This window comes from Stutzerimonas kunmingensis (genome assembly GCF_014764705.1).
GTDB lineage: Bacteria > Pseudomonadota > Gammaproteobacteria > Pseudomonadales > Pseudomonadaceae > Stutzerimonas.
In genome coordinates, this window is record NZ_JACXXG010000013.1 from 1 (window position 1) to 26225 (window position 26225).

At 63.0% G+C, this 26225-nt stretch carries 24 protein-coding genes and 2 pseudogenes; 19 read left to right on the top strand and 7 right to left on the bottom strand.

The annotated features are described in order from the left end of the window. Window positions 1–266: 266 nt before the first annotated feature. Entirely contained in the window at window positions 267–1472 is a 1206-nt protein-coding gene (locus tag IEG05_RS11925) for an ISL3 family transposase (RefSeq protein ID WP_191122093.1), read from the bottom strand. A gap of 271 nt (window positions 1473–1743) precedes the next feature. Here IEG05_RS11925 and IEG05_RS11930 point away from each other — a divergent pair, with 271 nt between their 5' ends. The 8 genes and pseudogenes from IEG05_RS11930 to IEG05_RS11965 all read left to right on the top strand — a co-directional run bounded on the left by IEG05_RS11930 (window position 1744) and on the right by IEG05_RS11965 (window position 12273). After that, window positions 1744–4239 carry a putative bifunctional diguanylate cyclase/phosphodiesterase gene (locus IEG05_RS11930; RefSeq protein ID WP_191122094.1) on the top strand — a complete coding sequence of 832 codons (2496 nt, stop codon included), beginning with the start codon at window positions 1744–1746 and terminating at the stop codon, window positions 4237–4239. A gap of 393 nt (window positions 4240–4632) precedes the next feature. Further along, window positions 4633–5052: pseudogene (locus tag IEG05_RS11935) on the top strand (winged helix-turn-helix domain-containing protein); the annotation flags it as partial. Then, entirely contained in the window at window positions 5036–6487 is a 1452-nt protein-coding gene (locus tag IEG05_RS11940) for an ATP-binding protein (RefSeq protein WP_090523042.1), read from the top strand. The pseudogene IEG05_RS11935 and the gene IEG05_RS11940, both read left to right, overlap by 17 nt. Window positions 6488–6645: 158 nt before the next feature. Further along, complete coding sequence (locus IEG05_RS11945; RefSeq protein WP_191122095.1) at window positions 6646–7893, top strand: ABC transporter substrate-binding protein; 1248 nt, start codon at window positions 6646–6648, stop codon at window positions 7891–7893. 108 nt (window positions 7894–8001) lie between these two features. Further along, on the top strand, window positions 8002–8919 hold the full coding sequence (locus tag IEG05_RS11950) for a carbohydrate ABC transporter permease (protein WP_046619693.1): 918 nt from the start codon (window positions 8002–8004) through the stop codon (window positions 8917–8919). Beyond that, a complete protein-coding gene (locus IEG05_RS11955; RefSeq protein WP_014820739.1) occupies window positions 8912–9754 on the top strand; it encodes a carbohydrate ABC transporter permease in 843 nt (280 codons plus the stop codon). The genes IEG05_RS11950 and IEG05_RS11955 overlap by 8 nt, the downstream gene beginning before the upstream one ends. A gap of 11 nt (window positions 9755–9765) precedes the next feature. Then, window positions 9766–10938, top strand: coding sequence for an ABC transporter ATP-binding protein (locus tag IEG05_RS11960; protein WP_191122096.1), 1173 nt, complete (start codon window positions 9766–9768; stop codon window positions 10936–10938). 204 nt (window positions 10939–11142) lie between these two features. Beyond that, window positions 11143–12273 carry a maltoporin gene (locus IEG05_RS11965; protein WP_263481103.1) on the top strand — a complete coding sequence of 377 codons (1131 nt, stop codon included), beginning with the start codon at window positions 11143–11145 and terminating at the stop codon, window positions 12271–12273. Between the two features lie 10 nt (window positions 12274–12283). Here IEG05_RS11965 and IEG05_RS11970 read toward each other — a convergent pair whose 3' ends face one another. Next, window positions 12284–13063, bottom strand: a complete 780-nt coding sequence (locus IEG05_RS11970) for a hypothetical protein (RefSeq protein WP_063540445.1) — start codon at window positions 13061–13063, stop codon at window positions 12284–12286. 81 nt (window positions 13064–13144) lie between these two features. Continuing rightward, entirely contained in the window at window positions 13145–14107 is a 963-nt protein-coding gene (locus tag IEG05_RS11975) for an alpha/beta hydrolase (RefSeq protein WP_191122097.1), read from the bottom strand. A gap of 145 nt (window positions 14108–14252) precedes the next feature. On the opposite strand from IEG05_RS11975, the gene aroC reads away from it, so the two are divergent. The 8 genes and pseudogenes from aroC (at window position 14253) to IEG05_RS12015 (ending at window position 19518) form a co-directional block, all read left to right on the top strand. Further along, a complete protein-coding gene (gene aroC / locus IEG05_RS11980) occupies window positions 14253–15344 on the top strand; it encodes a chorismate synthase (RefSeq protein ID WP_014820734.1) in 1092 nt (363 codons plus the stop codon). A gap of 74 nt (window positions 15345–15418) precedes the next feature. Beyond that, window positions 15419–16570, top strand: coding sequence for an MFS transporter (locus tag IEG05_RS11985; RefSeq protein ID WP_023445147.1), 1152 nt, complete (start codon window positions 15419–15421; stop codon window positions 16568–16570). Then, a complete protein-coding gene (locus IEG05_RS11990) occupies window positions 16567–17187 on the top strand; it encodes a methylthioribulose 1-phosphate dehydratase (protein WP_191122098.1) in 621 nt (206 codons plus the stop codon). Before IEG05_RS11985 ends, IEG05_RS11990 begins: the two co-directional genes overlap by 4 nt. Window positions 17188–17240: 53 nt before the next feature. Further along, window positions 17241–17786 (top strand): 1,2-dihydroxy-3-keto-5-methylthiopentene dioxygenase, encoded by a 546-nt coding sequence (locus IEG05_RS11995; protein ID WP_102832782.1) that lies wholly within the window; start codon window positions 17241–17243, stop codon window positions 17784–17786. A gap of 1 nt (window position 17787) precedes the next feature. Continuing rightward, a complete protein-coding gene (gene mtnC, locus IEG05_RS12000; RefSeq protein WP_191122099.1) occupies window positions 17788–18471 on the top strand; it encodes an acireductone synthase in 684 nt (227 codons plus the stop codon). A 76-nt stretch (window positions 18472–18547) separates the two neighbouring features. Next, window positions 18548–18757, top strand: a complete 210-nt coding sequence (locus tag IEG05_RS12005; RefSeq protein ID WP_041014350.1) for a PLDc N-terminal domain-containing protein — start codon at window positions 18548–18550, stop codon at window positions 18755–18757. Window positions 18758–18763: 6 nt separating this feature from the next. Continuing rightward, entirely contained in the window at window positions 18764–18955 is a 192-nt protein-coding gene (locus IEG05_RS12010; RefSeq protein ID WP_023445152.1) for a PLDc N-terminal domain-containing protein, read from the top strand. A gap of 3 nt (window positions 18956–18958) precedes the next feature. Continuing rightward, a pseudogene (locus IEG05_RS12015) lies at window positions 18959–19518 on the top strand (histidine phosphatase family protein). On the opposite strand, the gene IEG05_RS12020 reads toward IEG05_RS12015, so the two are convergent. Further along, window positions 19515–20399 carry a DNA-3-methyladenine glycosylase family protein gene (locus IEG05_RS12020; protein ID WP_191122100.1) on the bottom strand — a complete coding sequence of 295 codons (885 nt, stop codon included), beginning with the start codon at window positions 20397–20399 and terminating at the stop codon, window positions 19515–19517. The pseudogene IEG05_RS12015 and the gene IEG05_RS12020 sit on opposite strands and share 4 nt — an antisense overlap. Before the next feature lie 188 nt (window positions 20400–20587). Here IEG05_RS12020 and speE point away from each other — a divergent pair, with 188 nt between their 5' ends. After that, a complete protein-coding gene (speE, locus tag IEG05_RS12025) occupies window positions 20588–21448 on the top strand; it encodes a polyamine aminopropyltransferase (protein ID WP_191122101.1) in 861 nt (286 codons plus the stop codon). 330 nt (window positions 21449–21778) lie between these two features. After that, window positions 21779–22120: a ribonuclease E inhibitor RraB gene (locus tag IEG05_RS12030; RefSeq protein WP_023445156.1), complete on the top strand. Its 342-nt coding sequence runs from the start codon at window positions 21779–21781 to the stop codon at window positions 22118–22120. An 11-nt stretch (window positions 22121–22131) separates the two neighbouring features. Here IEG05_RS12030 and IEG05_RS12035 read toward each other — a convergent pair whose 3' ends face one another. Continuing rightward, the gene (locus tag IEG05_RS12035) at window positions 22132–23088 is read right to left on the bottom strand and encodes a LysR family transcriptional regulator (protein WP_191122102.1); all 957 of its coding nucleotides are present in this window, start codon (window positions 23086–23088) and stop codon (window positions 22132–22134) included. A 109-nt stretch (window positions 23089–23197) separates the two neighbouring features. Between IEG05_RS12035 and IEG05_RS12040 the strand changes: the two genes are divergently transcribed. Continuing rightward, window positions 23198–23950 carry a sulfite exporter TauE/SafE family protein gene (locus tag IEG05_RS12040; RefSeq protein ID WP_014820721.1) on the top strand — a complete coding sequence of 251 codons (753 nt, stop codon included), beginning with the start codon at window positions 23198–23200 and terminating at the stop codon, window positions 23948–23950. A 22-nt stretch (window positions 23951–23972) separates the two neighbouring features. On the opposite strand, the gene chrA is transcribed toward IEG05_RS12040, so the two are convergent. Continuing rightward, entirely contained in the window at window positions 23973–25193 is a 1221-nt protein-coding gene (chrA, locus tag IEG05_RS12045) for a chromate efflux transporter (protein WP_191122103.1), read from the bottom strand. 63 nt (window positions 25194–25256) lie between these two features. Continuing rightward, complete coding sequence (locus IEG05_RS12050; protein WP_191122104.1) at window positions 25257–26222, bottom strand: DUF1853 family protein; 966 nt, start codon at window positions 26220–26222, stop codon at window positions 25257–25259. Window positions 26223–26225 lie beyond the last annotated feature (3 nt).

A 26225-nucleotide genomic window follows, 5' to 3' on the forward strand; every position in this document is an offset into this window, starting at 1 on the left:
CGAAGGAGTGGGGGCAACAGCAGCTGCGCTGGTAGACTTATCCACAGTTGCTGGTAACAAAATCAGCAATCCGCCCTGGGTCAAATTTCAATCGGCAGGGTGGGTCAATTTTCCATCAGCGCCAACAAGAACGCATCGGCTTGCACGCTGAGTGATGGCGATATGATTTTTTGTGCGACCGTGTCGGAGCATCGATCGCTGTCATACGTATCGACGTGAATCGGGCTAACTTGAACAAAAAATAGAAAATTGTAAATATTTTTGGTTCATCGCAACTTGCCGGGAAACGCCGCTTTGATCTTGAGGAAGAAGTAGGTGTTATCCCGGTAACCGTACGCCATCCGCTTGATGACCTTGATGCGGTTGTTCATTCCCTCAAGCACGCTGGTGTTGAGCTGGAATTCGGCGCTGGAAACAATGCCTTCAACGTAGGCCTTTAACCGCTTGGCAAAGGCCTGAAGAGGTTGCAGTCCGCTTTCCTGGGCAAGCTTGAACCACTCGCCCCACCGCCGCCGCGCTTCATACTCATTCGGTGCATACCAGAGCTCCTTCAGCTGTGTCTTGAACACGTAAGCCGTCATCAGCGGCGTGTTCGCGGCCAGAAGTTCGTCAAGTTTGAGTGCTTGGGGCTCATCGAGATTGTGCCGGTTACGCAGCAGTAACCAGCGCGAGCGCTTGATCGCCCGTCGACCGGCAGGGTCAGCCTTCAGCCGATTCGCTTGATCGACCCGGATCCGATCGACGACCTCCCTGCCGTACTTGGCTACAACATGGAACAGGTCGTAGACCTCCCGGGCGTTGGGGCAGTGCGCCTGGACCTCCAGATCCATCGCCGTGTTCATGTCCATGGCAACCGCTTCGATCCGAGCGCAGGCTGGCGGCCCCATCCACTCGAAGAAGGGGCGCACAGCCTCGCGGCTACGGCCCTCCGCGACCCACAGTACTTGCTGGGTATCGGCACAGATCGCCACGGTGGCATAGCGATGCCCCTTGTACAGGGAAAACTCATCCATGATCAGGCGGCGAACTCGGCTCAGGTCCGGTGCTGAAATATCCCGGTGGAGACGGCCAAGGTCGATGGCTTTGACCGTGTGCCAATGAAGCCCCACCAGCTCGGCCACATGCTTGATCGGCAGCAGCCGAACCAGATTTTCCACCCAGTTGACCATCGCGCGTGTGAGCGGCTGACGGCCGGCGAGCCAATCGATCCGCTCGCGCCGAGGACCACAAGTGGGGCAGCGAACCCGACGAACAGGAACCTCCAGCCAGACGCGGTATTGCAACAGATCGCGCTCGCGCACCCGGCGAAAACTGGTGTCGTGAGGGAGGAATGTGGACTGCCCACAACCGCTGCAACAAGGCAGCCTTGAGGCATCGGGCTTGAGCCTTATCAGCAGGCAATGGGTACCGAGAGGCTCATAGCTATCCAGCTCGAAGCCTTCCCAGAACAGGGCGAGCAAACTAGCATCCATGGCGACGGCGGTGGTGGGGTGGGAAATGTTTTGGCGAACACCACCTTAGCCCTTCTCGCCGCCGTCTCCCCTCGCTTTCCCGCTAATCCGCGATGAACCATATTTTTGGGGTGGCCTTTCGCTACGCATCCTCATTTAATCTCTGTAGCAAGCTAATCCTGGTTGTCTGGGGTCGAATTCTTCTATCGTGTGCCGATAACCTTGCTGTCATTCCGTTGCGGCAATTGAAGCGCTGCGCTCCGCCAGCACTAATAAAAACAACAGGTATTTCATGGGTGTTAGCCAGATAATCCTTCGCCGCTCGCTTCCTTTGCTGCTCGCCGTGCTCCTGGTTGTATCGTCTGTTATCTCCTATTCCGTTAAGCGAATGACCGATACGCTTGACCGTAACGTGATCGAGCACAGCCATTTCTTGATAGAGAAGGCGTTAAGTCACAGACAGGCCATGCTTCGGCAGGGAATGGCCGCATTCGTCACGCTCAATAACGCCTCAACCGATCCGCAATCGCGAGCTAAGATGGCGGCTCCAGACGTGCTTTTTTACAGCCTCGATTTCGATGCGCTTATGGTGTTTGGCTCCGGCGTCGAAAAAACTCAGGCGCTCACTTCCGAGGCAGTGCGGGACAGCGATCTGCTTCAGCGGCTCGGCGTTGGGTTGGATGGGCTGTTAGAGCAAGCCCGGCGGGGTGGCCCCGATGCGTTGACAGGTGGAATTCTGCGGCTCGATGACACGTTGGTGCTCGCTGCTGCGGCAAATGCTTTGCCTGAGGATCAGGTCGCCCTGAGACGGGCTTCCGGCACCACCTTGGTTCTGATTGATTTGCTGGATCCGGACGAACTGCTGCGGCTCGGCTTCCAATACGGACTGATCGATTTACATTTAATTGGCCAAGGTGAGGGTGGTGCGATATCAGAAGATGGCAGCCTAGCGCTCACCGACCTGGCGGGCGCCTCGGTAATCTTCGGCTGGTCGGCTCCTGAGTTCGGTCATGAGATGCTTGAAGGGCTGCTACCGATAGTCGGCTCCTCTGCGGTATTAATGCTTCTTCTAATAGGGTTGATCGCCCTTGATGCGGTGAGGGCATCGCGACGCCTTGAAGATAGTCACTCGGCGCTTACGGTCAGCCAGGCAAGCCTTGCTAGTAGTGAGAAGCGCTTTCGTGATATCGCCGAGGCTGCATCGGACTGGTTGTGGGAAACCGATGAGCGCTTGAGGTTGATATACCTCTCCGAACGGTTTGAACGCGTCACCGAATTCAAAGCCAGCCAATGGCTGGGACGCCCGCTAGATGAGCTGCTTCAGGCTGATACGCAGGGTATCGCGCTGTGGTTACAGACACAGAGCAGAAAACCCTTGCGTTGCAAGTATTCGGACAGTAACGGTGACGTTCGGATCTGTCGCCTGGCGTCGCGGCCGATCATGGCGGACGGGAAATGTGCCGGTTACAGAGGTACCGCCAGCGACATCACCGAGGAGGTAAAAGCGCAGACGCAGGTAGAGCATCTATCCATGCACGACGCTCTGACTGGCCTGCCCAATCGTAACAACTTGCACAGTTTTCTGGCCGGCAAGCTGGGAGCCAATAGGCCGTTGGCAATGATCAGTCTGGACCTGGATCGATTTAAGCCAGTAAATGACACCCTTGGGCACGCTGCAGGCGATCTGGTGCTCCAGGAAATGTCGCTCCGTTTGCTTAACTGTACGCGCAACGAAGACCTCGTCGCTCGGCTTGGCGGCGACGAATTCATCATGGTACTTGATGGCATAAGCTCCCAGGAAAGTATTGAGGCGCTTTGTGTACGCCTTATCGATCAGATCAAACAACCGATCGTATACGAAGGCCAGAACATCTTCGTCGGCGGAAGCATCGGTATTGCGCTTGCGCCGCAGGACGCGACCGAGGCGAACGAGCTGTTGCGCTGTGCGGACATTGCGCTCTATCAGGCCAAGGAAGATGGACGTGCCACGTGGCGGTTCTACGCCAGCGAAATGAACCAGCGGTTATTACAAAGACGACAGCTTGAGATGGACCTGCGGCAAGCCATGGCTATGGGGGAAATGGCGCTTCAGTATCAGCCGCGCTATCGAACAAATGGTATGCACATCATCGGAGCTGAAGCACTGGTGCGCTGGCAGCACCCACTGAAGGGGTTGCTCGGCCCGGCGCACTTCATTGACCTAGCGGAGGAAACCGGGCTCATCGTTCCGCTCGGACGATGGGTGTTAAATGAGGCCTGCAACGAAGCAGCACGCTGGCCCGAGCATATCTGCGTGTCAGTCAACCTGTCCGTTGTCCAGTTCCGTCAGAGCGACCTCCGACTGGATGTTCAGCGGGCACTGACGGAAGCCGGTCTGGCTGCCTCGCGGCTTGAGCTGGAGGTTGCCGAGAGCATTTTGCTGGATGAGTCCGCAGGTGCGTTAGCAACCCTCAATGCGCTCAAGGAATTAGGCGTACGCCTGACCATGGACCACTTCGGTACGGGCTATTCTTCGCTCAATTACCTACGAAGTTATCCGTTCGACGGGTTGAAGATAGATCGCAGCTTCATTGGCAACGCGCTAAGTTCTGCTAATGACCGTTTGATCATCAAGGCAATCGTTGGGCTCGCCGAGGCCTTGGAGCTCACGGTTACCGCCGAGGGCGTTGAGTCTGGTGAGCAGCTTGAATGGTTGGAAGAAGCAGACTGCGCAGTGGTGCAGGGTTTTCACATATGCCAGCCTCAATTCGCTCAAGAAATGGAGCGACTGGTTCAGGAGATGGGATGATGCGAATGTTAGTGGCTAACAGGCTAGGGAACTGCACACATTCCATGAACAAGTTTTCTAATCATTAAGTTAAGGGCGATTATGTCGACTATTTCAAGCGAGACAGTTATTTAGTCCTTGCAAGCGGATCACCATGCGTCAACAAACTTCAATAAACCCGCCCAACCCCGGATTGTGCGTAAAGGCTCTGGTTTTGCCGCATCCGACGGCATTGGTCAAGGATGCTAAAGACGGCTAAAATTGCCGGCGACCGCTAAGTCTTCACTGTCCGAATAGCTCCATCACCGCGCAATATAGATGCTGGCGGAATGGCGGTAAATGTGACGGTAAAACCTATATCGATTAAATTTGTCCCTTTAACCATGCGGGTTTAGGCGACCTATTGATGATTGAGTGGGCAAGCCGTTCAGCCCGCGCGAATTGCTCGCACGGATCAAGGCACTGCTACGGCGGGTCAGCTTCGCCCAGGAGCGTGGCAGCGATGTGCTGGCCTTCGACGAGTGGCGGCTGGACATGATCAGCCACCGCCTGTTCCACGCCGACGGCGAGGAGGTCTTTCTCTCCGGCGCCGATTTCGCCCTGCTCAAGCTATTTCTCGATCATCCGCAGCAGATCCTCGACCGCGACACCATCGCCAACGCCACCCGTGGTCGCGAGGTGATGCCGCTGGAGCGTATCGTCGACATGGCGGTCAGTCGCCTGCGCCAGCGCCTGCGCGACACCGGCAAGTCGCCGCGGCTGATCCGCACGGTACGTGGCAGCGGTTACTTGTTGGCTACCCAGGTGACGCCGCACCATGAATCTGCGCACTGAGCGGCGGCGTCTGCGGCTGGTGCCACGTTCGCTGCTCGGACGGATGCTGTTGCTGACCCTGTTGGCGGTGTTGCTGGCCCAGGGACTTTCGAGTCTGATCTGGCTGTCCCAGCTGCGAGCCAGCCAGATGGAAGGCTTGCTCACCAGCGCCCGCAGCCTGGCGCAGTCGATGGCGGCCAGCGTCAGCTACTTCCGTTCGCTGCCGCTGGGCTATCGCCCATTGGTGCTCGATCAGTTGCGCAGCATGGGCGGTACACGTTTCTTCGTGTCGCTCAACGACAAGCCGCTGGACATGGAGATCCTCCCGGAAACGCCGCGCAAGCGTGCGGTCCTGCATGAGGTGGAGCAGGTATTGCGCCAGCGACTCGGCGGCGCGGTGGACCTGAACATCGAGTTCGTCAGCCCCGATGACCTGCGCATCTTCAACAGCGGCATCACGCTCGATGAGTTGCCGCGCTCCTGGGCGCACTACGCGCTGGGGCTGGAGCCGCTGTCACCGCCGGTGCTGGTGACGCAGATCCAGATCGCCCCGCAGGAATGGCTCTATCTGGCCTCGCTGATGCCAGCTCCCTACGTCAGCCTGGAGGACGAGGGGCTGCCGGCCCAGCAGTTGTGGTTCATCGTGCTCACCAGCGCCTTTCTGCTGCTGTTCATCGGCCTGCTGGTGCGCTGGCAGAGCCGGCCACTGAAGCGCCTGGCCAAGGCGGCGCGGGAGTTGTCGCTGGGCGCCGAGGTGCAGCCGTTGACCGAGGCTGGCGCCAGCGAGATCGTCGAGGTGAGCCGTGCCTTCAACAACATGCGCCAGCGCATCAGTCGCTACCTGACCGAGCGAGGCCAATTGTTCAGCGCGATTTCCCATGACCTGCGCACGCCCATCACGCGCCTGCGTCTGCGTGTCGAGCTGCTGGAAGATGAAGCCCAGCAGATCAAGTTCACCCGTGACCTCGACGAGCTGGAGCTGCTGGTCAAGGGCGCACTGCAATGCGTGAAGGACACCGACATCCACGAGAACATCGAGGCGGTGGATCTAAATCTGCTGCTCGAGCATATCGTCGAGCCCTATCAGGCCTGCGACCAGACCCGCGTGACTTTGGACGGCCGGGCTTCGGCGCCTTATCCGGGCAAGCCGCTGGCGCTCAAGCGCTGCATCGGCAATCTGCTGGACAATGCCCTGAAGTACGGTGAGCGCGCCCACCTGCATGTCGAGGACGGCAAGGAGGCGCTGGTGCTGCACGTCGATGACGAGGGCCCGGGCGTGCCCGAGCAGCGTCTTGAGCATGTCTTCGAACCCCACGTGCGGCTCTCGGGGCAGCAGCAGGGCTATGGGCTGGGGCTCGGTATCGCACGGAATATCGCCCACGCCCACGGTGGCGAACTGAGCATGCGCAATCTGCAGCAGGGAGGGCTGAGGGTGACGCTGACCTTGCCGCGCTGATCCGGCTCAGTGCACTTCGTTACGATCGCTGCGGCTTTGTAATGGCTCTGTGACCATCGCCCATCCCTTCGTTACCCAGTGTCCATTTCCCTGCGCATAGACTCGGTCCATCGCAAGCAACCATGACTTGCCGGATAAAAACAAGAAGGTGCCTCTACATGAACGCGATCCATCGTCTCGCTCTTTCCGTTTCCCTTGCCCTGCCATTGCTCGCCCATGCCGGCGAGGTCGAAGTTCTGCACTGGTGGACTTCCGGTGGCGAGAAGCGCGCCGCCGACACCCTGCAGAAGCTGGTCGAGCAAAAAGGCCATACCTGGAAGGACTTCGCCGTCGCCGGCGGTGGTGGCGAGGCTGCCATGACCGTACTGAAGACCCGCGCCGTTTCCGGCAACCCGCCGTCCGCCGCACAGATCAAGGGCCTGGACATCCAGGAGTGGGGCGAACTCGGCCTGCTCGCCAATCTCGATGACACCGCCAAGGCCGAACGCTGGGACGAAATGCTGCCCGAGCAGGTGCGCAAGATCATGCAGTACGACGGTTCCTACGTTGCGGTGCCGGTCAACGTGCATCGGGTCAACTGGCTGTGGATCAACCCGGAGGTGTTCGAGAAGGCCGGCGCCACGCCGCCGAAGACCCTCGACGAATTCTTCGCCGCAGCCGACAAGCTCAAGGCTGCCGGCTTCATTCCGGTTGCCCACGGCGGCCAGCCCTGGCAGGACGGCACCGTGTTCGAGGGCTTTGTACTGAGCATTCTCGGCCCGGACGACTATCACAAGGCCTTCGTCGAGCTGGATAACGACACCCTGACCGGCGACAAGATGGTTCAGGCCTTCACCGCACTGAAGAAGTTGCGCGACTACATCGACGCCGACGCGGCCGGGCGCGAATGGAACCGTGCCACCGGCATGGTCATCGACGGCAAGGCCGGCATGCAGATTATGGGCGACTGGGCCAAGAGCGAGTTCACCGCCGCCAACAAGGTGGCTGGCGAGGACTACCAGTGCCTGCCGTTCCCCGGCACCCAAGGCAGCTTCGCCTTCAATATCGATTCGCTGGCCATGTTCAAGCTCAGCAACGATGACAACCGCAAGGCTCAGGAAGACCTGGCGCGCACGGTGCTGGAACCGGAATTCCAGACCTTCTTCAACCAGAACAAGGGCTCGATTCCGGTTCGCCAGGACCAGGACATGAGCGAGTTCGATGCCTGTGCCCAGCAGTCGATGACCGACTTCAAGGAAGCCGCCAAGGGCAGCGGTCTGCAGCCCAGTCTGACTCATGGCATGGCTGCTTCCAGCTACGTGCAGGGCGCGGTGTTCGACGTCGTCACCAACTTCTTCAACGACCCCAAGGCCGACCCGCAAAAGGCGGCCAAGCAACTGGCGGCAGCGATCCAGGCCGTGCAGTAACGCTGAGGGCGGACCGTTCCGCCCGCTTCCCGAAACGTTCGTCCCGGCACAGGCCTCGGTCTGTGCCGCGGACGACGACATCCCCGATTTCCATGAGGGATCACACCCATGAGCTCCATCGCGCTTCAAGCCAGGCCTGCCAAAGCCTCGCCGCTCGACGCCCTGCAGCGCTGGCTGCCCAAGCTGGTTCTGGCGCCGAGCATGCTGATCGTACTGGTCGGCTTCTACGCCTACATCGGCTGGACCTTCCTGCTCTCGTTCACCAACTCACGCTTCATGCCGAGCTACAAGTGGGCCGGCCTGCAGCAGTACGAGCGCCTGTGGGACAACGATCGCTGGTGGGTCGCCAGCCAGAACCTGCTGGTGTTCGGTGGCATGTTCATCGCCATCAGTCTGCTGATCGGCGTGGTGCTCGCCGTACTGCTGGACCAGCGCATTCGCCGCGAGGGGCTGATCCGCACCATCTACCTGTACCCCATGGCGCTGTCGATGATCGTCACCGGCACCGCCTGGCAGTGGCTGCTCAATCCCGGTCTGGGCCTGGACAAGCTGCTGCGTGACTGGGGCTGGGAAGGTTTTCGCTTCGACTGGCTGGTGGACCCCGACCGGGTCATCTACTGCCTGGTGATCGCAGCGGTGTGGCAGGCCTCGGGCTTCGTCATGGCGTTGTTTCTCGCCGGCCTGCGCAGCGTCGATCAGTCGATCATCCGCGCCGCCCAGGTGGACGGCGCCAGCCTGCCCACCATCTACCTGCGCATCGTGCTGCCGAGCCTGCGGCCGGTGTTCTTCAGCGCGCTGATGATCCTCGCGCACATCGCGATCAAGAGCTTTGACCTGGTCGCGGCGATGACCGCCGGTGGGCCGGGCTATTCCAGCGACCTGCCGGCAATGTTCATGTACGCCCACACCTTCACCCGCGGCCAGATGGGCCTGGGTGCGGCGAGCGCCATTCTGATGCTCGGCGCGGTGATGGCGATCATCGTGCCGTACCTGTATTTCGAGCTGAGGAACAAGCGCCATGTCTGACTTCGCGCAACCGCGCCTGACCCTCGGGCGCCTGACCATCCATGCCACCCTGTTGCTGGCCTGCGCCGTCTACCTGGTGCCGCTGATCGTGATGCTGCTGACCAGCTTCAAGACCCCGGAAGACATCCGTACCGGCAATCTGCTGAGCTGGCCGGAAGCGTTCAGCGCCATGGGCTGGCTGACGGCGTGGGACAGTATCGGCGGCTATTTCTGGAATTCGGTGAAGATCGTCCTTCCGGCCGTTTTGATCTCTACCGCGCTGGGTGCGATCAATGGCTATGTGCTGTCGATGTGGCGTTTCCGTGGCTCGCAGCTGTTCTTCGGCCTGCTGCTGTTCGGCTGCTTCCTGCCGTTTCAGGTAATCCTGCTGCCGGCGTCCTTCACCCTCGGCAAGCTCGGCCTGGCCAATACCACTACCGGCCTGGTGCTGGTGCACGTGGTCTACGGCCTGGCCTTCACCACGCTGTTCTTCCGAAACTTCTACGTCAGCGTGCCGGACGCACTGGTGCGGGCGGCACGGCTGGACGGTGCCGGCTTCTTCACCATCTTCGGGCGCATTCTGCTGCCGATGTCGGTGCCGATCATCATGGTCTGCCTGATCTGGCAGTTCACCCAGATCTGGAACGACTTCCTCTTCGGCGTGGTGTTCGCCAGTGGCGATACCCAGCCGGTCACCGTGGCACTGAACAACCTGGTGAACACCAGCACTGGCGCCAAGCAATACAACGTCGACATGGCCGCGGCGATGATCGCCGGCCTGCCCACGCTGGTGGTCTACGTGGTCGCCGGCAAATATTTCCTGCGCGGGCTGACTGCCGGCGCCGTCAAGGGTTGAGGAGAACAACGATGGCTTCCCTGGAACTGCGCAATGTTCAAAAGAGTTATGGCAACAGCCAGATCGCAACGCTGAAGGACATCGCGCTGAAGATCGACGCCGGTGAATTCCTGATCCTGGTCGGGCCTTCGGGCTGCGGAAAATCCACCCTGATGAACTGCATCGCCGGGCTGGAGAACATCACCGGTGGCGAGATTCTCGTCGACGGCGAGGACATCAGCCAGGCGAGCCCGAAGGATCGCGACATCGCCATGGTGTTTCAGTCCTACGCGCTCTACCCGACCATGAGCGTGCGCGACAACATTGCCTTCGGCCTGAAGATGCGCAAGGTGTCGGCGGCGAAGATCGAGGAGGAGGTGGCGCGGGTCGCCAAGCTGCTGCAGATCGAACCGCTGCTCGCGCGCAAGCCGGCGCAGCTCTCCGGCGGCCAGCAGCAGCGCGTGGCCATGGGCCGGGCGCTGGCTCGGCGGCCGAAGATCTACCTGTTCGACGAGCCGCTGTCGAACCTCGATGCCAAGCTGCGGGTGGAGATGCGCACCGAAATCAAGCTGATGCACCAGCGCCTGAAGACCACCACGGTGTACGTCACCCACGATCAGATCGAGGCGATGACCCTTGGCGACAAGGTCGCGGTGATGAAGGACGGCGTGATCCAGCAGTTCGGTACTCCGCATGAGATCTACAACAATCCGGCCAACCTGTTCGTCGCGAGCTTCATCGGCTCGCCGCCGATGAACTTCGTGCCGCTGCGCATTCGCCAGCGTGACGGGCGCTGGGTGGGCGTGCTCAACAGCGAGCAGGGCAGTTGCGAGCTGCCGCTGCCGATCACCAGTGACGAAGGTCTGCGTGATCGCGAACTCATCCTCGGCATTCGCCCTGAACAGATCGGCCTCGCCGGAGTCGGAACAGCTGATTTTTCGCTGGCGGTCGACATCGAAGTGGTCGAACCCACCGGGCCAGACACCCTGGTGGTGTTCACGCTGAATCAGGTCAAGGCCTGTTGCCGGTTGATGCCGGACCAGGCTCCGCGGGTGGGGGAGACGCTCAATCTGCAGTTCGACCCGCGCAAGGCGCTGCTCTTCGACGCGCAGACCGGCGAGCGGCTTGGCGTTGCGCAGCCGGAGCCGGTGCGCGAGAGCAAGGTCACCCGGCTGGTTTCCAACGGAGCGGGCACAGCGCAGTGAACTGCCGCCTGCCTTGCCAGCAGGCGGTCGATGAAAGTGGACGGTTACAGGAATGAACAGAGCCGACTGGCTCGATCCAGCGATCAATAACAACAAAAGCGGAGTGGATATGAAAAAAAAACACTGACAGCCCTGGGCGTTGCCAGCGCCATTGCGGGTCTGAGCCTGCCTCTCGGCGCCCATGCCCTGGAGTTCACCGGTTACATGCGCAGCGGGGTCGGCGAATCGATCAACAGCGATTCGCAGTCGTGCTTCCAGTTGCCCGGTGCGCCGAGCAAGTACCGTCTGGGTAACGAGTGCGAGCAATACGCCGAGCTCGATCTGCGCCAGGACCTCTACACCTTCGCCGATGGCTCGGTACTGAGCCTGGAAGGCATGGCGGCGCTGTACAACCAGTACAACCATACCCCGAAGTTCACCGGTGATCATGGCTGGGCGCGGATGGTGCAGGCCTATGCCGAGTGGAGCAAGGTGCCGGCGCTGAACAATGGTTCGTTCTGGGCTGGCCGGCGCTTCTACAAGCGTAACGACATCCATATCTCAGATTTCTACTACTGGAACCAGAGCGCCACCGGCGCCGGTGTCGAGGACATGGAGATCGGTGGGCTGAAGTACAGCTACGCCTTTTCTCGCAAGGACAGCGTGTTCCAGAAAGACTATGTCAATCGCCACGACTTCAACATCGGCGGCTTCGATAGCAATCCGGGCGGTGAGCTGGAGTTCGGCCTCAGCTACATCGACAAACCCAGCCGAGACGATGCCCACAGTGGCTGGGCGGTGACGGTGCAGCACGTGCAGTCCGACTTTCTCGGTGGCAAGAACACCCTGGCGTTGCAGTATGGCGAAGGGCCCGGTACCGGCCTCGGCTATACCGGCGACGTGACCCTGGACGACAGCGCCAAGAGCTGGCGAGTGGTGGAGTACTTCGACTGGCAGCTGACGCCACGCTTTGGCGGCCAGTTCCAGGTGGTCTATCAGAAGGACAAGCGCGCCGACGGCGGCGACCAGGACTGGTGGTCGGTGGGCGCGCGGCCTGTCTATGCGTTCAGCGAGCAGTTCAAACTCGTCGCCGAAGTAGGGCATGACCAGATCGATGCCACCGACGGCACGCGCAAGCTGAGCAAGTTCACCGTCGCGCCGACCTGGTCACCTTCCGGCCCAGGCTTCTGGGCGCGGCCTGAGTTCCGTCTGTATTACACCTACGCCAGCTGGAACGATGCCGCGCAGCGAGCCGCCAACCTGATGGCCGAGGGCTCGGCGTTGTCCGATACCGGCGCGTTCGGCAGTGCGCAACACGGCTCGAACTTCGGCGTACAGGTGGAGCACTGGTGGTAAAAGTCGCGGATTAGCGCGTCGCCATCCAGATCAGCAGGCCGGCTTGGAACAGCGCCAGCGCGATCAGGCAAACAATGGTGAATCGCAGCGCACCGTCTTCACGGCGGAAGCGGGCGATTCGCTCCTGCAGCTCACGAATCTGGTTCTCCTGTGCCTGCAGGTTGCGGTCGGCCTGTTCCAGCATCGCCGCCGCCTCCTGCAGCTCCACTACCTGCACCTTCTCGCTGTTCCAGTCCGCTCGCAGGGCGCTGACCCGCGGTGCGCCGTAGGTTGGCTTGAGCGGCGTCGCCTGGGGGTAGTCGATATCGAAGCCCTGGGTGCGCAGGCAGTGATCGCGACGCAGGCGCTGGTCTTCGCTCGCCACATCCTTCGGCAATGCGCCGCCCTCGACCAGATAGTGGCTCCAGCGCTTCTGCGCCCATGCCGCACCCTGGGCCAGCAGAAAGCGACCGAGGCCGCGGTTGGCCGGCTCGAGTTGCAACCCGCTATCCGGCCCGAAGCGCAGTTCCTTGCTGCGGTGATCGGCCCACACCTCCAGCACGTTGTTCTTGCGCGCGCGCACCTGGCCGGGGATGTTGATGAACATCCGCAGCAGGCTCTGCTCTGGCGTATGCCGTTCCAGTTGCGCAAGTTCGACGAATCGCAGCGGGCGCGCGCCGCCGTCGCGCTCGGTGGGCAGTGGTGCCAGGCGCAGCAGGCGGAAACGGTCGGGCTTGAGCTCCGTCCACGGATGCTTCGGTGCTGCCGGCTGGTCTTTTTCAGTGCTCTGGGTGGTTTCGCTGTCGGTCATCTGCGCGTTCCTGGGCCTGCGCGGCGGCTCGTTCAGGAGCCAATCGGGCCCTCGTCATGCGGGCTATCGGCAGCGCGGCGCCTAACTGGAGGCTGGCAGGATGCCATTGGCCTGCAGGAAGTGTCGGATACGTTCCTGCAGGCCCCAGGCGAGCGGCAGGTCGGGGTCATCATAGGAGGCCAACTGTTGCGCATTCCCCGGGACGATGCGCAGCACATGGTTCATGCCATCGATCAGCGCCAGTTCGGCGTCGGGCTTGGCACGCTGCAGGGCCTCGGCGTCCTCGATGCCGACCTGGATGTCGTGGCGGCCCTGGACGATCAGCGCGGGTGTCTCGACGGCCGCGAAGGCCTCCGCCGGGTCGTAGGCGAACAGCGAAATCAGGTACGGCTGCACGCTGGGGCGGAACAGCACCTGCAGGGGCGCCGGCACTTCGGCGTGGGTTCGGCCGGCCTTGAGCTCGTCGATCAGAAAATAACTGGTGGCGAGCAGTGCCGGCGGCAGGCGACCCTGCAGTTGCTCGCGCAGCACCTCGTCGATCGGTCGGCCGCTGCCGGCGATGCTGATCAGCGCCGCGGCGCCCGACTTCGGCGCGGCGAGACTGGCGATCAGCGCGCCTTCGCTGTGGCCGATCAGGATCAGTTGGCTGAAACGGGGATCGCCCTTGAGCTTCGCGCTCCAGGCCAGCGCATCGCTGACATAGCCCTCGACGCTCAGCTCGCGCTCGTCCGGTGCGGCCGCCAGGCTGGCGCCGACGCCGCGCTTGTCGTAGCGCAGGCTGGCCACGCCCAGCTTGGCCAGGCCCTGGGCCAGGCGCTTGAGGCTGTCGTTGCGTCCGGCCGGGTTGTTGCCGTTGCGATCGGTCGGGCCGGAACCTGCGATCAGCAGCGCTACCGGTACCGGCTGGCCGCTTTTCGGCAGCAACAGACTGCCCTGCAGTACGCCGCTGCCGGTATCCAGGTTCAGGGTCTGATTGAGCAGGGTCTGCGCCTGCAGGAAAGAAGGGGACATGGTCAGTAGCAGCAGTATCAGCAGGGCACGCATGGAAGGATTTCGTTGGTCACGGAGCAGGTTGGACGCGGCAATCGACGCAAAGGTCAGTATGCGCCGGCAACAGGAGCGATGACACCGTAGCGGCCTCAGGTATACTTCCGGCCCCTGTTTTTCGGTCGATCGCGGAGCGTCCTGCATGTCCGGCAATACCTACGGCAAGCTGTTCACCGTCACCACTGCCGGCGAAAGCCATGGTCCTGCGCTGGTGGCCATCGTCGACGGTTGCCCGCCCGGGCTGGAGCTGTCGCTGGACGATCTGCAGCGCGATCTCGACCGCCGCAAGCCGGGCACCAGCCGGCATACCACTCAGCGCCAGGAAGCCGATGAGGTGGAAATCCTCTCCGGCGTCTTCGAAGGCAGGACAACCGGTTGCCCCATCGGCCTGTTGATCCGCAACACCGACCAGAAGTCCAAGGACTACTCGGCGATCAAGGACCAGTTCCGTCCGGCCCACGCCGACTACACCTATCACCACAAGTACGGCCTGCGCGACTACCGCGGCGGTGGCCGCAGCTCCGCGCGCGAGACCGCCATGCGCGTGGCGGCCGGTGCCATCGCCAAGAAGTATCTGGCGACCCTGGGCATCCAGGTGCGCGGCTACATGAGCCAGCTCGGTCCGATCGAGATCCCGTTCAAGACCTGGGACAGTGTCGAGCAGAATGCCTTCTTCAGTCCGGACCCGGACAAGGTGCCGGAGCTGGAAGCCTATATGGACCAGCTGCGTCGCGATCAGGATTCGGTGGGCGCGAAGATCACCGTGGTCGCCGATGGCGTACCGCCGGGCCTTGGCGAGCCGATCTTCGACCGCCTCGACGCCGAGCTGGCCCACGCGCTGATGAGCATCAACGCGGTCAAGGGCGTGGAAATCGGTGCCGGTTTCGCCTCGGTAGCCCAGCGTGGCACCGAGCACCGTGACGAGCTGACGCCCCAGGGATTCCTCTCCAACAATGCCGGCGGCATTCTCGGTGGCATCTCCTCGGGACAGCCGATCGTCGCCCACCTGGCGCTCAAGGCCACGTCCAGCATCACCACGCCAGGGCAGTCGATCGATGTGAATGGCGCGCCGGTCGAGGTCATCACCAAGGGCCGCCATGACCCCTGCGTCGGCATTCGTGCCACGCCGATCGCCGAGGCCATGATGGCCATCGTTCTGCTCGATCACCTGCTGCGCCACCGTGGGCAGAACGCCGATGTGCAAGTGCTCACCCCGGTGCTGCCGCAACTGTGAATCCGGGCCGTAGACGGCAGACCGACGGCGGCAGCATAAGGCGGCCGTTGTCCGCAGTCGGTAGCTTGTAGCCTATGGCCGCTGCTCTGCCGTACTGGCGTCTGTCCGGTTTCTACTTCTTCTACTTTGGCCTGCTCGGCTCCACGGCGCCGTTTCTCGGCCTGTACTTCGATCATCTGGGTTTCTCGCCGGAGCGGATCGGCGAGCTGATCGCCATTCCCATGCTGATGCGTTGCGTGGCGCCGAATCTCTGGGGCTGGCTGGGTGATGCAACCGGTCGCCGGCTGGAAATCGTCCGTCTCGGCGCGCTGTGCACCTTGCTGTCCTTCGGGCTGATCTTCTTCGACAAGAGCTTTGCCTGGCTGGCGCTGGTGATGGCGTTGCATGCGTTCTTCTGGCACGCCGTGCTGCCGCAGTTCGAAGTCATCACCCTGGCGCATCTGCACGAGCAGACTGAGCGCTACAGCCAGGTCAGGCTGTGGGGCAGCATCGGTTTCATCTTCGCGGTGGTAGGGCTCGGACTGCTGTTCCAGCGGCTGAGCCTCGATCTTTACCCGACCGCGGTGGCCTTCGTGATGGTCGGTATCGTGCTGAGCAGCGCCTGGGTGCCCAACGCTCATCCGCGGCAACGTAGCGAGGCGGCCGGGCAGGGCGGGTTCCTCGCCCAGCTGCGGCGGCCTGGCGTACTGGCCTTCTACGGCTGCGTGGCGTTGATGCAGCTGGCCCATGGTCCGTACTACACCTTCTTCAGTATTCACCTGGAAGCACTGGGCTACAGCCGCAGCTTTATCGGGCTGATGTGGGCGCTGGGCGTGGTCGCAGAAATCCTGCTGTTCCTGGTAATGGCGCGGCTGCTCGAGCGTTTCTCGCTGCGTCAGGTGCTGCTGGCCAGCTTCCTGATCGCTGCGCTGCGCTGGGTGTTGCTCGGGCAGTTCGCCGAGCATCTGGCCGTGCTGCTGGTCGCGCAGCTGATGCACGCGGCGACCTTCGGCAGTTTCCACGCCGCCGCCATTCACTTCGTCCAGCGCAGTTTCGGCCATCGCCAGCAGGGCCAGGGCCAGGCGCTGTATGCCAGCCTGTCCGGCATCGGTGGAGCGCTGGGTGCGCTCTACGCGGGCTACGCCTGGTCCGGTCTGGGACCGGGCTGGTCGTTCGCCATCGCCAGTCTGGCGGCGCTGGCCGCAGCCGCTATCATTGCCTGCCGTTTGCAGGAGGACCGCGCATGACTGCCACCCGCCAGCACCTGAGCCAGGCGATCATCGACGCCGGCCGCTTCCTGTATGGTCGTGGCTGGTCGCCGGCGACCAGTAGCAACTACTCGGCGCGCCTGACCAGCGCCGAGCTGCTGCTGACCGTTTCCGGGAGGCACAAGGGCGAGCTGATTGCCGATGACCTGTTGGCCGTCGACATGCACGGCAACAGCCTAGAAGAGGGCAAGAGGCCTTCGGCGGAGACACTGCTGCATACCCAGCTGTATCGCTGGAAACCGGAGATCGGCGCGGTGCTGCACACCCATTCGGTGAATGCCACGGTTCTGTCCCGCGTCGCCTTGGCCGATTCGCTGGTGTTCGCCGATTACGAGTTGCAAAAGGCCTTCAGCGGCATCTCGAGCCATGAATCGCAGGTGCTGGTGCCGATCTTCGACAACGATCAGGACATCGCCGCCCTGGCCACCAGGGTGCAGCCGTGGCTTGACGAGCATCCCGATTGCGTCGGCTACCTGATTCGCGGCCACGGCCTGTACACCTGGGGCGAGACGATGAGCGATGCGCTGCGACAGATCGAGGCATTCGAATTTCTGTTCGAATGCGAACTGAAGATGCGTGCCCTGCAGCCCAGATAAATTCCAGCCTGCCCGGTAGCGACCGGGCAGACGACCTTTTCGGAGAGCCGAACATGAGTGTCCTCAGCGTCTATCACGAGACCCGACCCGATCAGCCGCTCAAGGTGCTGACCCACCTCGAAGACATCGCCCCGACGCTGGCCAAGGTCGGTGTGCAGCTGGAGCGCTGGGAGGCCAGCGCACCAATCGCCGCCGGGGCCAGCCAGGAAGAGGTGATCGCTGCCTACCGGCCGCAGATCGACAAGCTGATGACCGAGCGTGGCTACGTCACGGTGGATGTGATCAGCCTGACCCGCGATCACCCGCAGAAGGACGAACTGCGTGCGAAGTTCCTTGACGAGCATCGCCATGCCGAGGACGAAGTGCGCTTCTTCGTTGCCGGGCGCGGGCTGTTTACCCTGCATATCGATGACATGGTCTACGCCGTGCTGTGCGAAAAGAACGACCTGATCTCCGTGCCCGCCGGCACGCGTCACTGGTTCGACATGGGTGAAGAGCCACACTTCGTCGCCATCCGCCTGTTCAACAACCCGGAAGGCTGGGTCGCGGAATTCACCGGCGAACGCATCGCCGATCAGTTCCCGCGGCTGGACGACTGAGATGCCGATCAAGGCGATCCTCACCGATATCGAAGGCACCACCAGCGCCGTCAGCTTCGTCTTCGATGTGCTGTTTCCCTATGCGCGCGAGCATTTGCCGGCGTATATCCGCAGCCACGCCGGCGAACCTGCGGTCGCTGCGCAGCTCGAGGCGGTGCGCGGCGAAAGCGGTGAGGCCGATGCGGATATCGAGCGCGTCATCGAGATACTGCTCGGCTGGATCGCCAGCGATCGCAAGGCGACCTCGCTCAAGGCGCTGCAAGGCATGGTCTGGGCCCAGGGCTACCGGGCCGGTCAGCTCAAGGGGCACGTCTATCCGGACGCAGTGGCTGCGCTCCGGGAGTGGAAGGCGCAGGGATATGCGCTGTACGTGTATTCCTCAGGCTCGATCCAGGCACAGCAGCTGATCTTCGGCTGTTCCGAGGCCGGCGACCTGACGCCGCTGTTCTCCGGTTATTTCGATACCACCAGCGGGCACAAGCGCGAGGTGGTCTCCTACCAGCGCATCGCCGAAGCCATTGGCGTGCCAGCCGTCGAGGTGCTGTTCCTTTCCGATGTGGTCGAAGAACTCGATGCCGCGCAGCAGGCCGGCATGCGCGTCTGTGGGCTGGGCCGCGATGGCGGCGCCCTCGGTGAGCACGAGACCGTCGCCAGCTTTGCGCAGATCGACCCGCGGCGCTACTGAGCCACCGGGCGATTACTGAACCCTGCCGCCGCGCTGGCATCCTAGATTAGGTACTCACCCAAACAGGAGCGAACCCATGGGAGATGCCTTCGGCGGTATTTTCGGCCTGCTCATCCTGATACTGGATATCTGGGCGATCATCAGCATCGTTCGCAGCGATAGCACCGGGGGCAAGAAGGTGCTCTGGGTGCTTCTGATCGTTCTGTTGCCAGTGCTCGGCCTGATCATCTGGGGAATCATGGGGCCGCGCGGCAATCGCCCTGACTCGCGCGGGCCGTATCGGTAGCCGTTGATGGAAAGCCTCAGCGGCCCGCTGGCCATCGTGGTTCTCGTGCTCGACGTCCTCGCCATCGCTTATGTGTGGCGCAGCCGCATCGAGGTCGGGCGCAAGGTTGTCTGGTCATGTGTGATCCTGCTGCTGCCCGTGGTCGGTCTGATCATGTGGGCGGTAGCGGCCGGGCCGTTCGGCAAGGCGCGGTTGTGACACATGTGGCGCAGCGGTCTGCTGATCGGTCTGCTGGCACTTGCTGCCGAGCCGCTTCGGGCTGACGACGCGGCGGCCTGGCAGGCATTGCGCGAGGGGCGGGCGATTCTTGTCATGCGTCACGCCAGCGCGCCAGGTCTCGGCGATCCCGAAGGCTTCGTTCTCGAAGACTGCAAAACCCAGCGAAATCTGACTCAGCGCGGCCGGGATGAGGCCCGGCGCTGGGGCGCGCGGCTGCGCGAAGCGGGTCTGCATGAGGTGCGCTTGTTCAGCAGTCGCTGGTGCCGTGCGCTGGAGACCGCCGAGCATATGGCGCTTGGCCGGGTGGAACCACTGCCTGCGCTGGATTCGTTTTTCACGTCGCCCGCAAACGAGCACTGGCATACCGAAGCCTTGCGCGAGGCCGTCGAGCAGTTTCGGCCGGCGAGGTGGCGGTGCTGGTCACTCACCAGGTCAACATCACCGCGCTGACGGGCATCTTCCCGCAGTCGGGCGAGGGATTGATCCTGGAGCGTCCGCTGACGACTCCGCCCAAGGTACTGACGCGCATCGCGCCGCCCTAGCCAACCTTGGCCCCTTTGGAATAGTTGTCCCAGATATGGATGGCCGCATAGGCGCGCCACGGACGCCAGGCTTCGGCGCGTCCGGCCAGCGCCTTGGCGCTGATGCCATCCGCGCCCCACAGTGGCGCTTTCAGCAGTCCGAGATCGGCTGCGGGAAAGGCGTCCGCGACGCCGAAGCCCCGTAGCGCGATGTATTCGGCGGTCCAGGGACCGATCCCCGGCAATTCGCAGAGTCGTTGCACCAGCGCATCGGCACCATCTTCCACATGCAGCTGCAGCGCCCCTTCGGCCACCGCGGCAGCGAGCCGGCGTAGCGCCTGGGCTCGCTTGGATGGCATGCCGATATTGTCCAGCGGGTCATCGGCTATCGCTTGTGCGGTAGGGAAGAGCATCTCCAGCCCCGGTAGCGCGTCCTGCAGCGGCTCGCCAAGGCGTTCCACCAGACGTCGCGTAATGGTCACCGCCGCCTTGACCGTGACCTGCTGGCCGACCACCGCCCGCACCGCCTGTTCGAACGGGTCATAGGCGGCTGGCAGGTGCAGGCCGGGGTTCGCGGCGATCAACGGGCCGAGCACGGGATCGCTAGCGAAATGTGTGGCGATGGCCTGCGGGTCGGCATCCAGATCGAACATCCTGCGAACCTGCCCGACGAGTGGCTGGGTAGCCTCTTGCAGCGAGTCGCTGAGCGTCAGTGCGAGCGCCGGGCGGTCGGCCTGCGCGCGCACGTGGAGCCAACCGCAGGCTTCGCCGAATCGCAGCGTACGCGCGTAGCCGTCAACGTCCAGCCGCTCCACGCCGGGCAGCAGGCGCAGGGCGAAATGGCGGTGGAACTGCTGCCAGTCCCAAGGTTCGAGGTAGGGCAATTGGATGATTTCGTTCATGCTCAGACTCTAGGATCTCCCGATGGCCTTGTCGTCCCGAAGTGTGCTTTTGCTGCCTGCGGTTTCCGCTGTCATCTTGGCCAACGTAGAATGCGCCTCTTTTCGGTGGGCAGGCTGCATCGCCCGTCAAGCCAGATTGCCAACATGCGGCGGAGCGCTGCTTCGTCGCCGGTCAAGGGAGATAACCCATGAGCGACTTTCAGGAAACTCTCTACGAGGGATACGGGCAGCGGTTCCAGGTCGACAAGCTGCTGCACGAGACGCGCACCGAGCATCAGCATCTGGTGATCTTCGAGAACCCGCGCATGGGCCGGGTGATGGCCCTGGACGGCGTGATCCAGACCAGCGAAGCCGACGAATTCATCTATCACGAGATGCTCGCCCACGTGCCGATCCTGGCTCATGGCCTGGCGCGCCGGGTGCTGATCATCGGTGGCGGCGACGGTGGCATCCTCCGTGAAGTGGCACGTCATCGCGATATCGAAAGCATCACCATGGTCGAGATCGACGGCGCCGTAGTGGAGATGTGCAGGGAGTTCCTGCCGAATCATTCCGCCGGCACCTTCGAGGACCCGCGGCTGAATCTGGTGATCGATGACGGCATGCACTTCGTGGCGACCACCGAAGAGAAGTTCGACGTCATCATTTCAGACTCCACCGATCCCATCGGCCCGGGTGAAGTGTTGTTCTCGGAGAACTTCTACCAGGCCTGTCGCCGCTGCCTGAACGAAGGCGGCATTCTCGTTGCGCAGAACGGTACGCCATTCATGCAACTGGGCGAACTGCAGACCACTGCCAAACGCATGCAGGGCCTGTTCGCCGACTGGCATTTCTACCAGGCGGCCGTGCCGACCTACATCGGCGGTGCCATGTCCTTTGCCTGGGGCGCGTGCAGTGCCGAGAGCCGCAAGCTGCCGCTGGAAGCCCTGATGCAGCGCTTCGCCGGCAGCGGCATCGTTACGCGGTATTACAACCCGCATGTGCACATTGGCGCTTTTGCACTGCCGCAATACGTGTTGCATGCGATCGCCAAGCCTAGCAACGACTGATTCCAGATCGTGATAGCGGCGCAGCAACGCGCGCTGTGCTTGATCCACGGCCCGCCCGGCAACGGTGCGGGCCGTTTTTGCATCCAGCGTCCGGGTTGAACTGCCAGGACTTTTCCGGGTTCTACTGGAGCGAGGCCGCGCGCTTGGGCCGGGGGTTAATTAAGCCCTCGCAGTTGGCTCCGCGGCCTGCTAGCTTGTCAGCGTGGACTGCGTCCACCGCGTCACTTCGACTAGCTGTTGCGACTCCCGTTTGCCCGATGTCTTGACGACGGAGCCGATCTCCCGCTGAGCTCGTGGCAACTTCATCCAGGTATGAGAGGAGGTTGATTTATGAGCACCACCTTCCACGAGGATGTCAGCAGCACCGTTCTGCGCCGGATGAAGGAGGGCGGTTTCGATTTCGCCCGAGTCCATCCAATCGAGTTCTATGCGGTATTTTCCGAACAGGACCGCGCTCAGAGGGCCGCGCAGAACTTTCGCGGCGAAACCATCAATACCCAGGTGTTTCCGCGTGAGGACGGAAGCTGGAATCTGCAGGTAAGCAAGGTGATGTATGCTACGTTCGATGGCATCGGCGATTTCGAGCAGGATCTTGAATACCTGGTCGAACCCCTCGGTGGGGTGCTTGATGGCTGGGGCGTCACCCAGGAGATCGAAGGTCAGGGTGCCTGACCGTTCTATCCTCACTCCCTCTTGAAGCCGCTCTGAAGTGCCTGGTCCCAGGGAGGGACCGGGCCGAAGCGGTTTTTCAGAAACTCCAGCAACAGACGGCTCCGCGAGTCGGCCTCGCGTCGCAATCGCAGCGCGTAGATGCCGCTGGCTTCCGGTTGCGGCAATCCCCCTTCGCAGAACAGCGGCAGCAGTTCGCCACGCAGCAGCTGGTCGCTGATCAGCCAGGTTGGCAGGTGGGCGATGCCAAGTCCCGCCAATGCCCCTGCCAGCAGCGCTTCGGCATTGTTCGCCACCATGCGCAGGCGGCCCGGACGCAGCAGTTGCGGTCGCCCGCCGCGCTCGAAGCGCCACGCATGGGGCGGCGCCAGCGCATCCCAGTCCAACCCATCATGGTCGGGCAATTCCTCCGGTTGTAGTGGCACGCCGCGGCGTTCCAGATAGGCGGGGCTGGCGCAGACTACTCGCACCATCGGCGCCAGCGGTGTGGCGACCAGACGGGTGTCGGCCAGCGGGCCGATGCGCAACACCAGATCGACCTCACCCAGGTGCTCGCCGTGCAGGTCGACGAAGCTGTCGATCAGACGCAGCTGGATATCGACTCCCGGATAGGCCTGGAGAAATTCGGCCAGGGCTGGCGCCAGGTGACGGCGCCCGAAGGGGGCCGGTGCGTCGATCCGGATGCGGCCTTCCGGTGCGCTATCCAGCGACGTCGCTTCGGCGCGCGCCAGGTGCAGTTCCTGCACGATGCGCCGGGCGCGCTCGGCGAATGCCAATGCGGCGGGCATCGGGCGAACCGCGTGGGTGCTGCGGTTGAACAGCTGGCAGCCCAGTGCCTGTTCCAGTGCATCGATGCGCCGCGCCACCGCCGAAGGTGTCAGGCCGTGGCGGCGCGCGGCGGCAGAGAAGCTGCCAGCGTCGAGGACATCGATGAACAGGCTGAGCTGGGCGGAAAGGGCGTAGGGCAGCATTCGAATTCCTTGCTTGTGCGATCTGCGCAAAGCCATTGTGCGCGGCTATGCGTACCGGCGCCAGCGGCGGCGGCGTACGATGAGCGCCCCTGTGTATTGGAGCGTCGGAATGCTGCTGGATATCGGATTGAACGTACTGCTCGGATTGGCGCTAGGCACGCTGGGCGGCTTGTTCGGTATCGGCGGCGGGCTGATCGCGATTCCCGTGCTGGGCGTGCTGTTCGGCCTGGACCAGCAACTGGCGCAAGGCACCGCGCTGGTGATGGTCGTGCCCAACGTGCTGCTTGCCATCTGGCGCTATCACCAGCGCAATCGCATCGATTGGCGGCATGCCCTCGCGCTGGGCAGTGCCAGTTTCGTGTTCGCCATCGCCGGTGCAGCCGTTGCCGTGTCGCTGGATGCCGGGCGCATGCGCATGGCGTTCGTCGGCTTCCTGCTGGCCCTGGCTGCCTACACATTGCTACGGGTGTTTCTGCGCCCGGCCGCCGGCGCCGGACAGCTGCGTCATCCCTGGCCATGGCTGGGCCTGCTCGGTGCGGGTGCCGGAGCAATGGGAGGTTTGTTCGGTGTCGGTGGAGCGGTTATCGCCACGCCGATTCTGACCAGCGTATTCGGCACCTCGCAGGTGGTCGCTCAGGGCCTGTCGCTGGCACTGGCCGCGCCGAGCACCGGCGTCACTCTGGTGACCTATGCGCTGCATCATCAGGTTAACTGGTCGCTGGGCCTGCCGCTGGCGGTAGGCGGATTGCTCAGCATCAGCTTGGGCGTGCGGTTGGCGCATGCCTTGCCGGAACGTCTGCTGCGACTGCTGTTCAGCGTTTTTCTGGTGGCAAGCGCCGTGTTGCTGGCGATGGAAAGCTGATCGGCGCGATCCCGCCAGTCGTTTAGCCAGTCAGGCCGATCAGGCCACCACCCACAGCGCCACCGATCACCACCAGCCAGGGCGGTAGTTTCCAGTACATCAGTGCGGCGAGGGCGAGCAGGGCAAGGACGAAATGCTCTGGGGCCTTGATGCCGCTGGTCCATACCGGATCGTACAGCGCAGCCAGCAGCAACCCGACCACCGCCGCGTTGACCGCAGCCAAGGCTGCCTGCGTGCGCCGGTTGCGGCGCAGGCGCTCCCAGAACGGCAGCACGCCGATGACCAGCAGAAACGACGGCGCGAATACCGCAACCAGGCACACCGCCGCTCCCAGCAAGCCGCTGGGCGACTCATTCATCGAGGCGCCGAGAAACGCGGCAAAGGTGAACAGCGGGCCGGGCACTGCCTGGGCCGCGCCATAGCCAGCGAGGAACGTGTCGCGGTCTACCCAGCCTGGCTGCACCACTTCGGCCTGCAGCAGCGGCAGCACTACGTGGCCGCCACCGAACACCAGCGCGCCAGCGCGGTAGAACGCATCGAGCAACGCCAACAACGGGTTGTCCGTGCCGCTAGCGAGTAGCGGCAACAGCATGAGCAGCGCAAAGAACAGCGCCAGTGCTGTGAGCGCGGCCCGACGCTTCACCGCAACGGGCAATGCGACATGTGCTTCCGTGGCGACTGGGCGAAAGACAATCAGCCCGATCAGACCCGCCGCGGCGATGACCGCAACCTGACTCCAGATGAACGGGAGCAGCAGCACGGTGCTCGCCGCCGCCAGCGCAATGGCGATCCGCGGCGCGTCGGTGCACAGCGTTCGTGCCATGCCCCAGACGGCCTGGGCAACCACGGCCACGGCGACGATCTTCAGACCCTGAAGGACGCCGTCAGGCAGCGCGTCGCCCCATGTGGCGATTCCCAGCGCGAACAGCGTCAGCGCGATCGCCGATGGCAGGGTGAAGCCTGCCCAGGCCGCCAGCGAGCCACGGTAACCGCCGCGCAGCAAACCGATCGCCAGGCCTACCTGGCTGCTGGCCGGGCCTGGAAGAAACTGGCAGAGCGCGACCAGATCGGCATAGCTGCGCTCGTCCAGCCAGCGGCGACGCTGGACGAACTCGTCGCGGAAGTAGCCGAGATGCGCGATGGGACCGCCAAAGGAGGTGAGGCCCAGGCGCAGGAACACCAGAAAAATGGTCCAGGCGTCGAGTCGGGAGGGTGTCGAATGATGCTGCGAGTCGGTGGGCATGCGGGTCCGTCGGCTATCGATCTGTAGGGTCGAGTCGGGCAGGCAGTCTAGCTGTTCAAGGTGTCAGGTGGATGACAACGGACGCGCTGCGGCGCCGTTGCAGGGCCAATCATCGGCGACCAGAAACAGCCGTTCCTGCTCCAGCCAGACGCCCGATGCATCCGGTTCGAGCCGCGCCAGCAGCTGAGCCCGCGCCTGTGCCGGATTGGCGGCCTGCCAGTCGGCGAACCGGTTGGCAGTCCACAGTTCGGCTGGCGTGACACGTGCTGGCGCGAGCCAGGCCGAGCGAGCGATAGGTTGCCAGACTGCGTCGGGATTCTCGGCCTGGAATCGCGGCCAGTCAGCCTGGCGCAGCCATCTGCCCTGCAGGTGGTGCGGGTTGGCGCCAAGTGGCGGTGTGCAGCCTTGCGGCCAGGGGCGAAATAGATAGCCGCTGAGCCAGAAGCTGCTTTGCACCGGGCGACCGGTGAGTTCGGCGAGCACCGCCAGCGTTGCTGGCTGGGTACACAGCGGCAGCTGGCGCTGGCACATATGGTCGAGTTTCAGATCGAGTCGATCGTGACTGCCGGGACCAAGCCAATGCGCGTGCCGGCTGCCATCGCCCTGCCCGAGCCCCAGGTAGAACTTCACGGCCAGCTCCAGGTGATGCACGCCCTGGTCATCGCAGAACAACAGGTCCAGCTCGCCGAGGGTGCTGCCGTTCTGCCGGATCGGCAGATTGGCGGCGAGCAGCTGGATATCGGGTGCGTGGGACAGCGCGTATTGCCACAGTCGCTCGTAGTACAGGCCCAGTCGTCGAATGCGGTGCAGCGACAGCCAGGCTTCGAGAATCGATGGCTCGGCATCCTGTTGCCGCAACCAGTTGGCCAGCCGCTCCGGCTCGCTGTTCCAGCAGCTCGCGGACAGCGGGTGACGCTGACACTGCGGTGCCTCGCTCAGCAGCGGCGGCGAGAGGATCGTCCAGGCGAGATCGCGCACCTGCGGATGCTGGAGGCGGTTGGGGAGGGCGGAAAGACTGCACAGGCTCATGAA

Bases quoted from the DNA above. Each gene is read 5' to 3' on its own strand.
- chrA (WP_191122103.1), bottom strand. From the start codon at position 25,193: ATGCCCACCGACTCGCAGCATCATTCGACACCCTCCCGACTCGACGCC.
- IEG05_RS11965 (WP_263481103.1), top strand. From the start codon at position 11,143: ATGCGCAGCGGGGTCGGCGAATCGATCAACAGCGATTCGCAGTCGTGC.
- aroC (WP_014820734.1), top strand. From the start codon at position 14,253: ATGTCCGGCAATACCTACGGCAAGCTGTTCACCGTCACCACTGCCGGC.
- IEG05_RS12005 (WP_041014350.1), top strand. From the start codon at position 18,548: ATGGGAGATGCCTTCGGCGGTATTTTCGGCCTGCTCATCCTGATACTG.
- IEG05_RS12030 (WP_023445156.1), top strand. From the start codon at position 21,779: ATGAGCACCACCTTCCACGAGGATGTCAGCAGCACCGTTCTGCGCCGG.
- IEG05_RS11950 (WP_046619693.1), top strand. From the start codon at position 8,002: ATGAGCTCCATCGCGCTTCAAGCCAGGCCTGCCAAAGCCTCGCCGCTC.
- speE (WP_191122101.1), top strand. From the start codon at position 20,588: ATGAGCGACTTTCAGGAAACTCTCTACGAGGGATACGGGCAGCGGTTC.
- IEG05_RS11955 (WP_014820739.1), top strand. From the start codon at position 8,912: ATGTCTGACTTCGCGCAACCGCGCCTGACCCTCGGGCGCCTGACCATC.
- IEG05_RS11945 (WP_191122095.1), top strand. From the start codon at position 6,646: ATGAACGCGATCCATCGTCTCGCTCTTTCCGTTTCCCTTGCCCTGCCA.
- IEG05_RS12035 (WP_191122102.1), bottom strand. From the start codon at position 23,088: ATGCTGCCCTACGCCCTTTCCGCCCAGCTCAGCCTGTTCATCGATGTC.
- IEG05_RS11975 (WP_191122097.1), bottom strand. From the start codon at position 14,107: ATGCGTGCCCTGCTGATACTGCTGCTACTGACCATGTCCCCTTCTTTC.
- IEG05_RS11970 (WP_063540445.1), bottom strand. From the start codon at position 13,063: ATGACCGACAGCGAAACCACCCAGAGCACTGAAAAAGACCAGCCGGCA.
- IEG05_RS11925 (WP_191122093.1), bottom strand. From the start codon at position 1,472: ATGGATGCTAGTTTGCTCGCCCTGTTCTGGGAAGGCTTCGAGCTGGAT.
- IEG05_RS12050 (WP_191122104.1), bottom strand. From the start codon at position 26,222: ATGAGCCTGTGCAGTCTTTCCGCCCTCCCCAACCGCCTCCAGCATCCG.
- IEG05_RS11930 (WP_191122094.1), top strand. From the start codon at position 1,744: ATGGGTGTTAGCCAGATAATCCTTCGCCGCTCGCTTCCTTTGCTGCTC.
- IEG05_RS12040 (WP_014820721.1), top strand. From the start codon at position 23,198: ATGCTGCTGGATATCGGATTGAACGTACTGCTCGGATTGGCGCTAGGC.
- IEG05_RS11990 (WP_191122098.1), top strand. From the start codon at position 16,567: ATGACTGCCACCCGCCAGCACCTGAGCCAGGCGATCATCGACGCCGGC.
- IEG05_RS12020 (WP_191122100.1), bottom strand. From the start codon at position 20,399: ATGAACGAAATCATCCAATTGCCCTACCTCGAACCTTGGGACTGGCAG.
- IEG05_RS12010 (WP_023445152.1), top strand. From the start codon at position 18,764: ATGGAAAGCCTCAGCGGCCCGCTGGCCATCGTGGTTCTCGTGCTCGAC.
- IEG05_RS11995 (WP_102832782.1), top strand. From the start codon at position 17,241: ATGAGTGTCCTCAGCGTCTATCACGAGACCCGACCCGATCAGCCGCTC.
- IEG05_RS11985 (WP_023445147.1), top strand. From the start codon at position 15,419: ATGGCCGCTGCTCTGCCGTACTGGCGTCTGTCCGGTTTCTACTTCTTC.
- IEG05_RS11940 (WP_090523042.1), top strand. From the start codon at position 5,036: ATGAATCTGCGCACTGAGCGGCGGCGTCTGCGGCTGGTGCCACGTTCG.
- IEG05_RS11960 (WP_191122096.1), top strand. From the start codon at position 9,766: ATGGCTTCCCTGGAACTGCGCAATGTTCAAAAGAGTTATGGCAACAGC.
- mtnC (WP_191122099.1), top strand. From the start codon at position 17,788: ATGCCGATCAAGGCGATCCTCACCGATATCGAAGGCACCACCAGCGCC.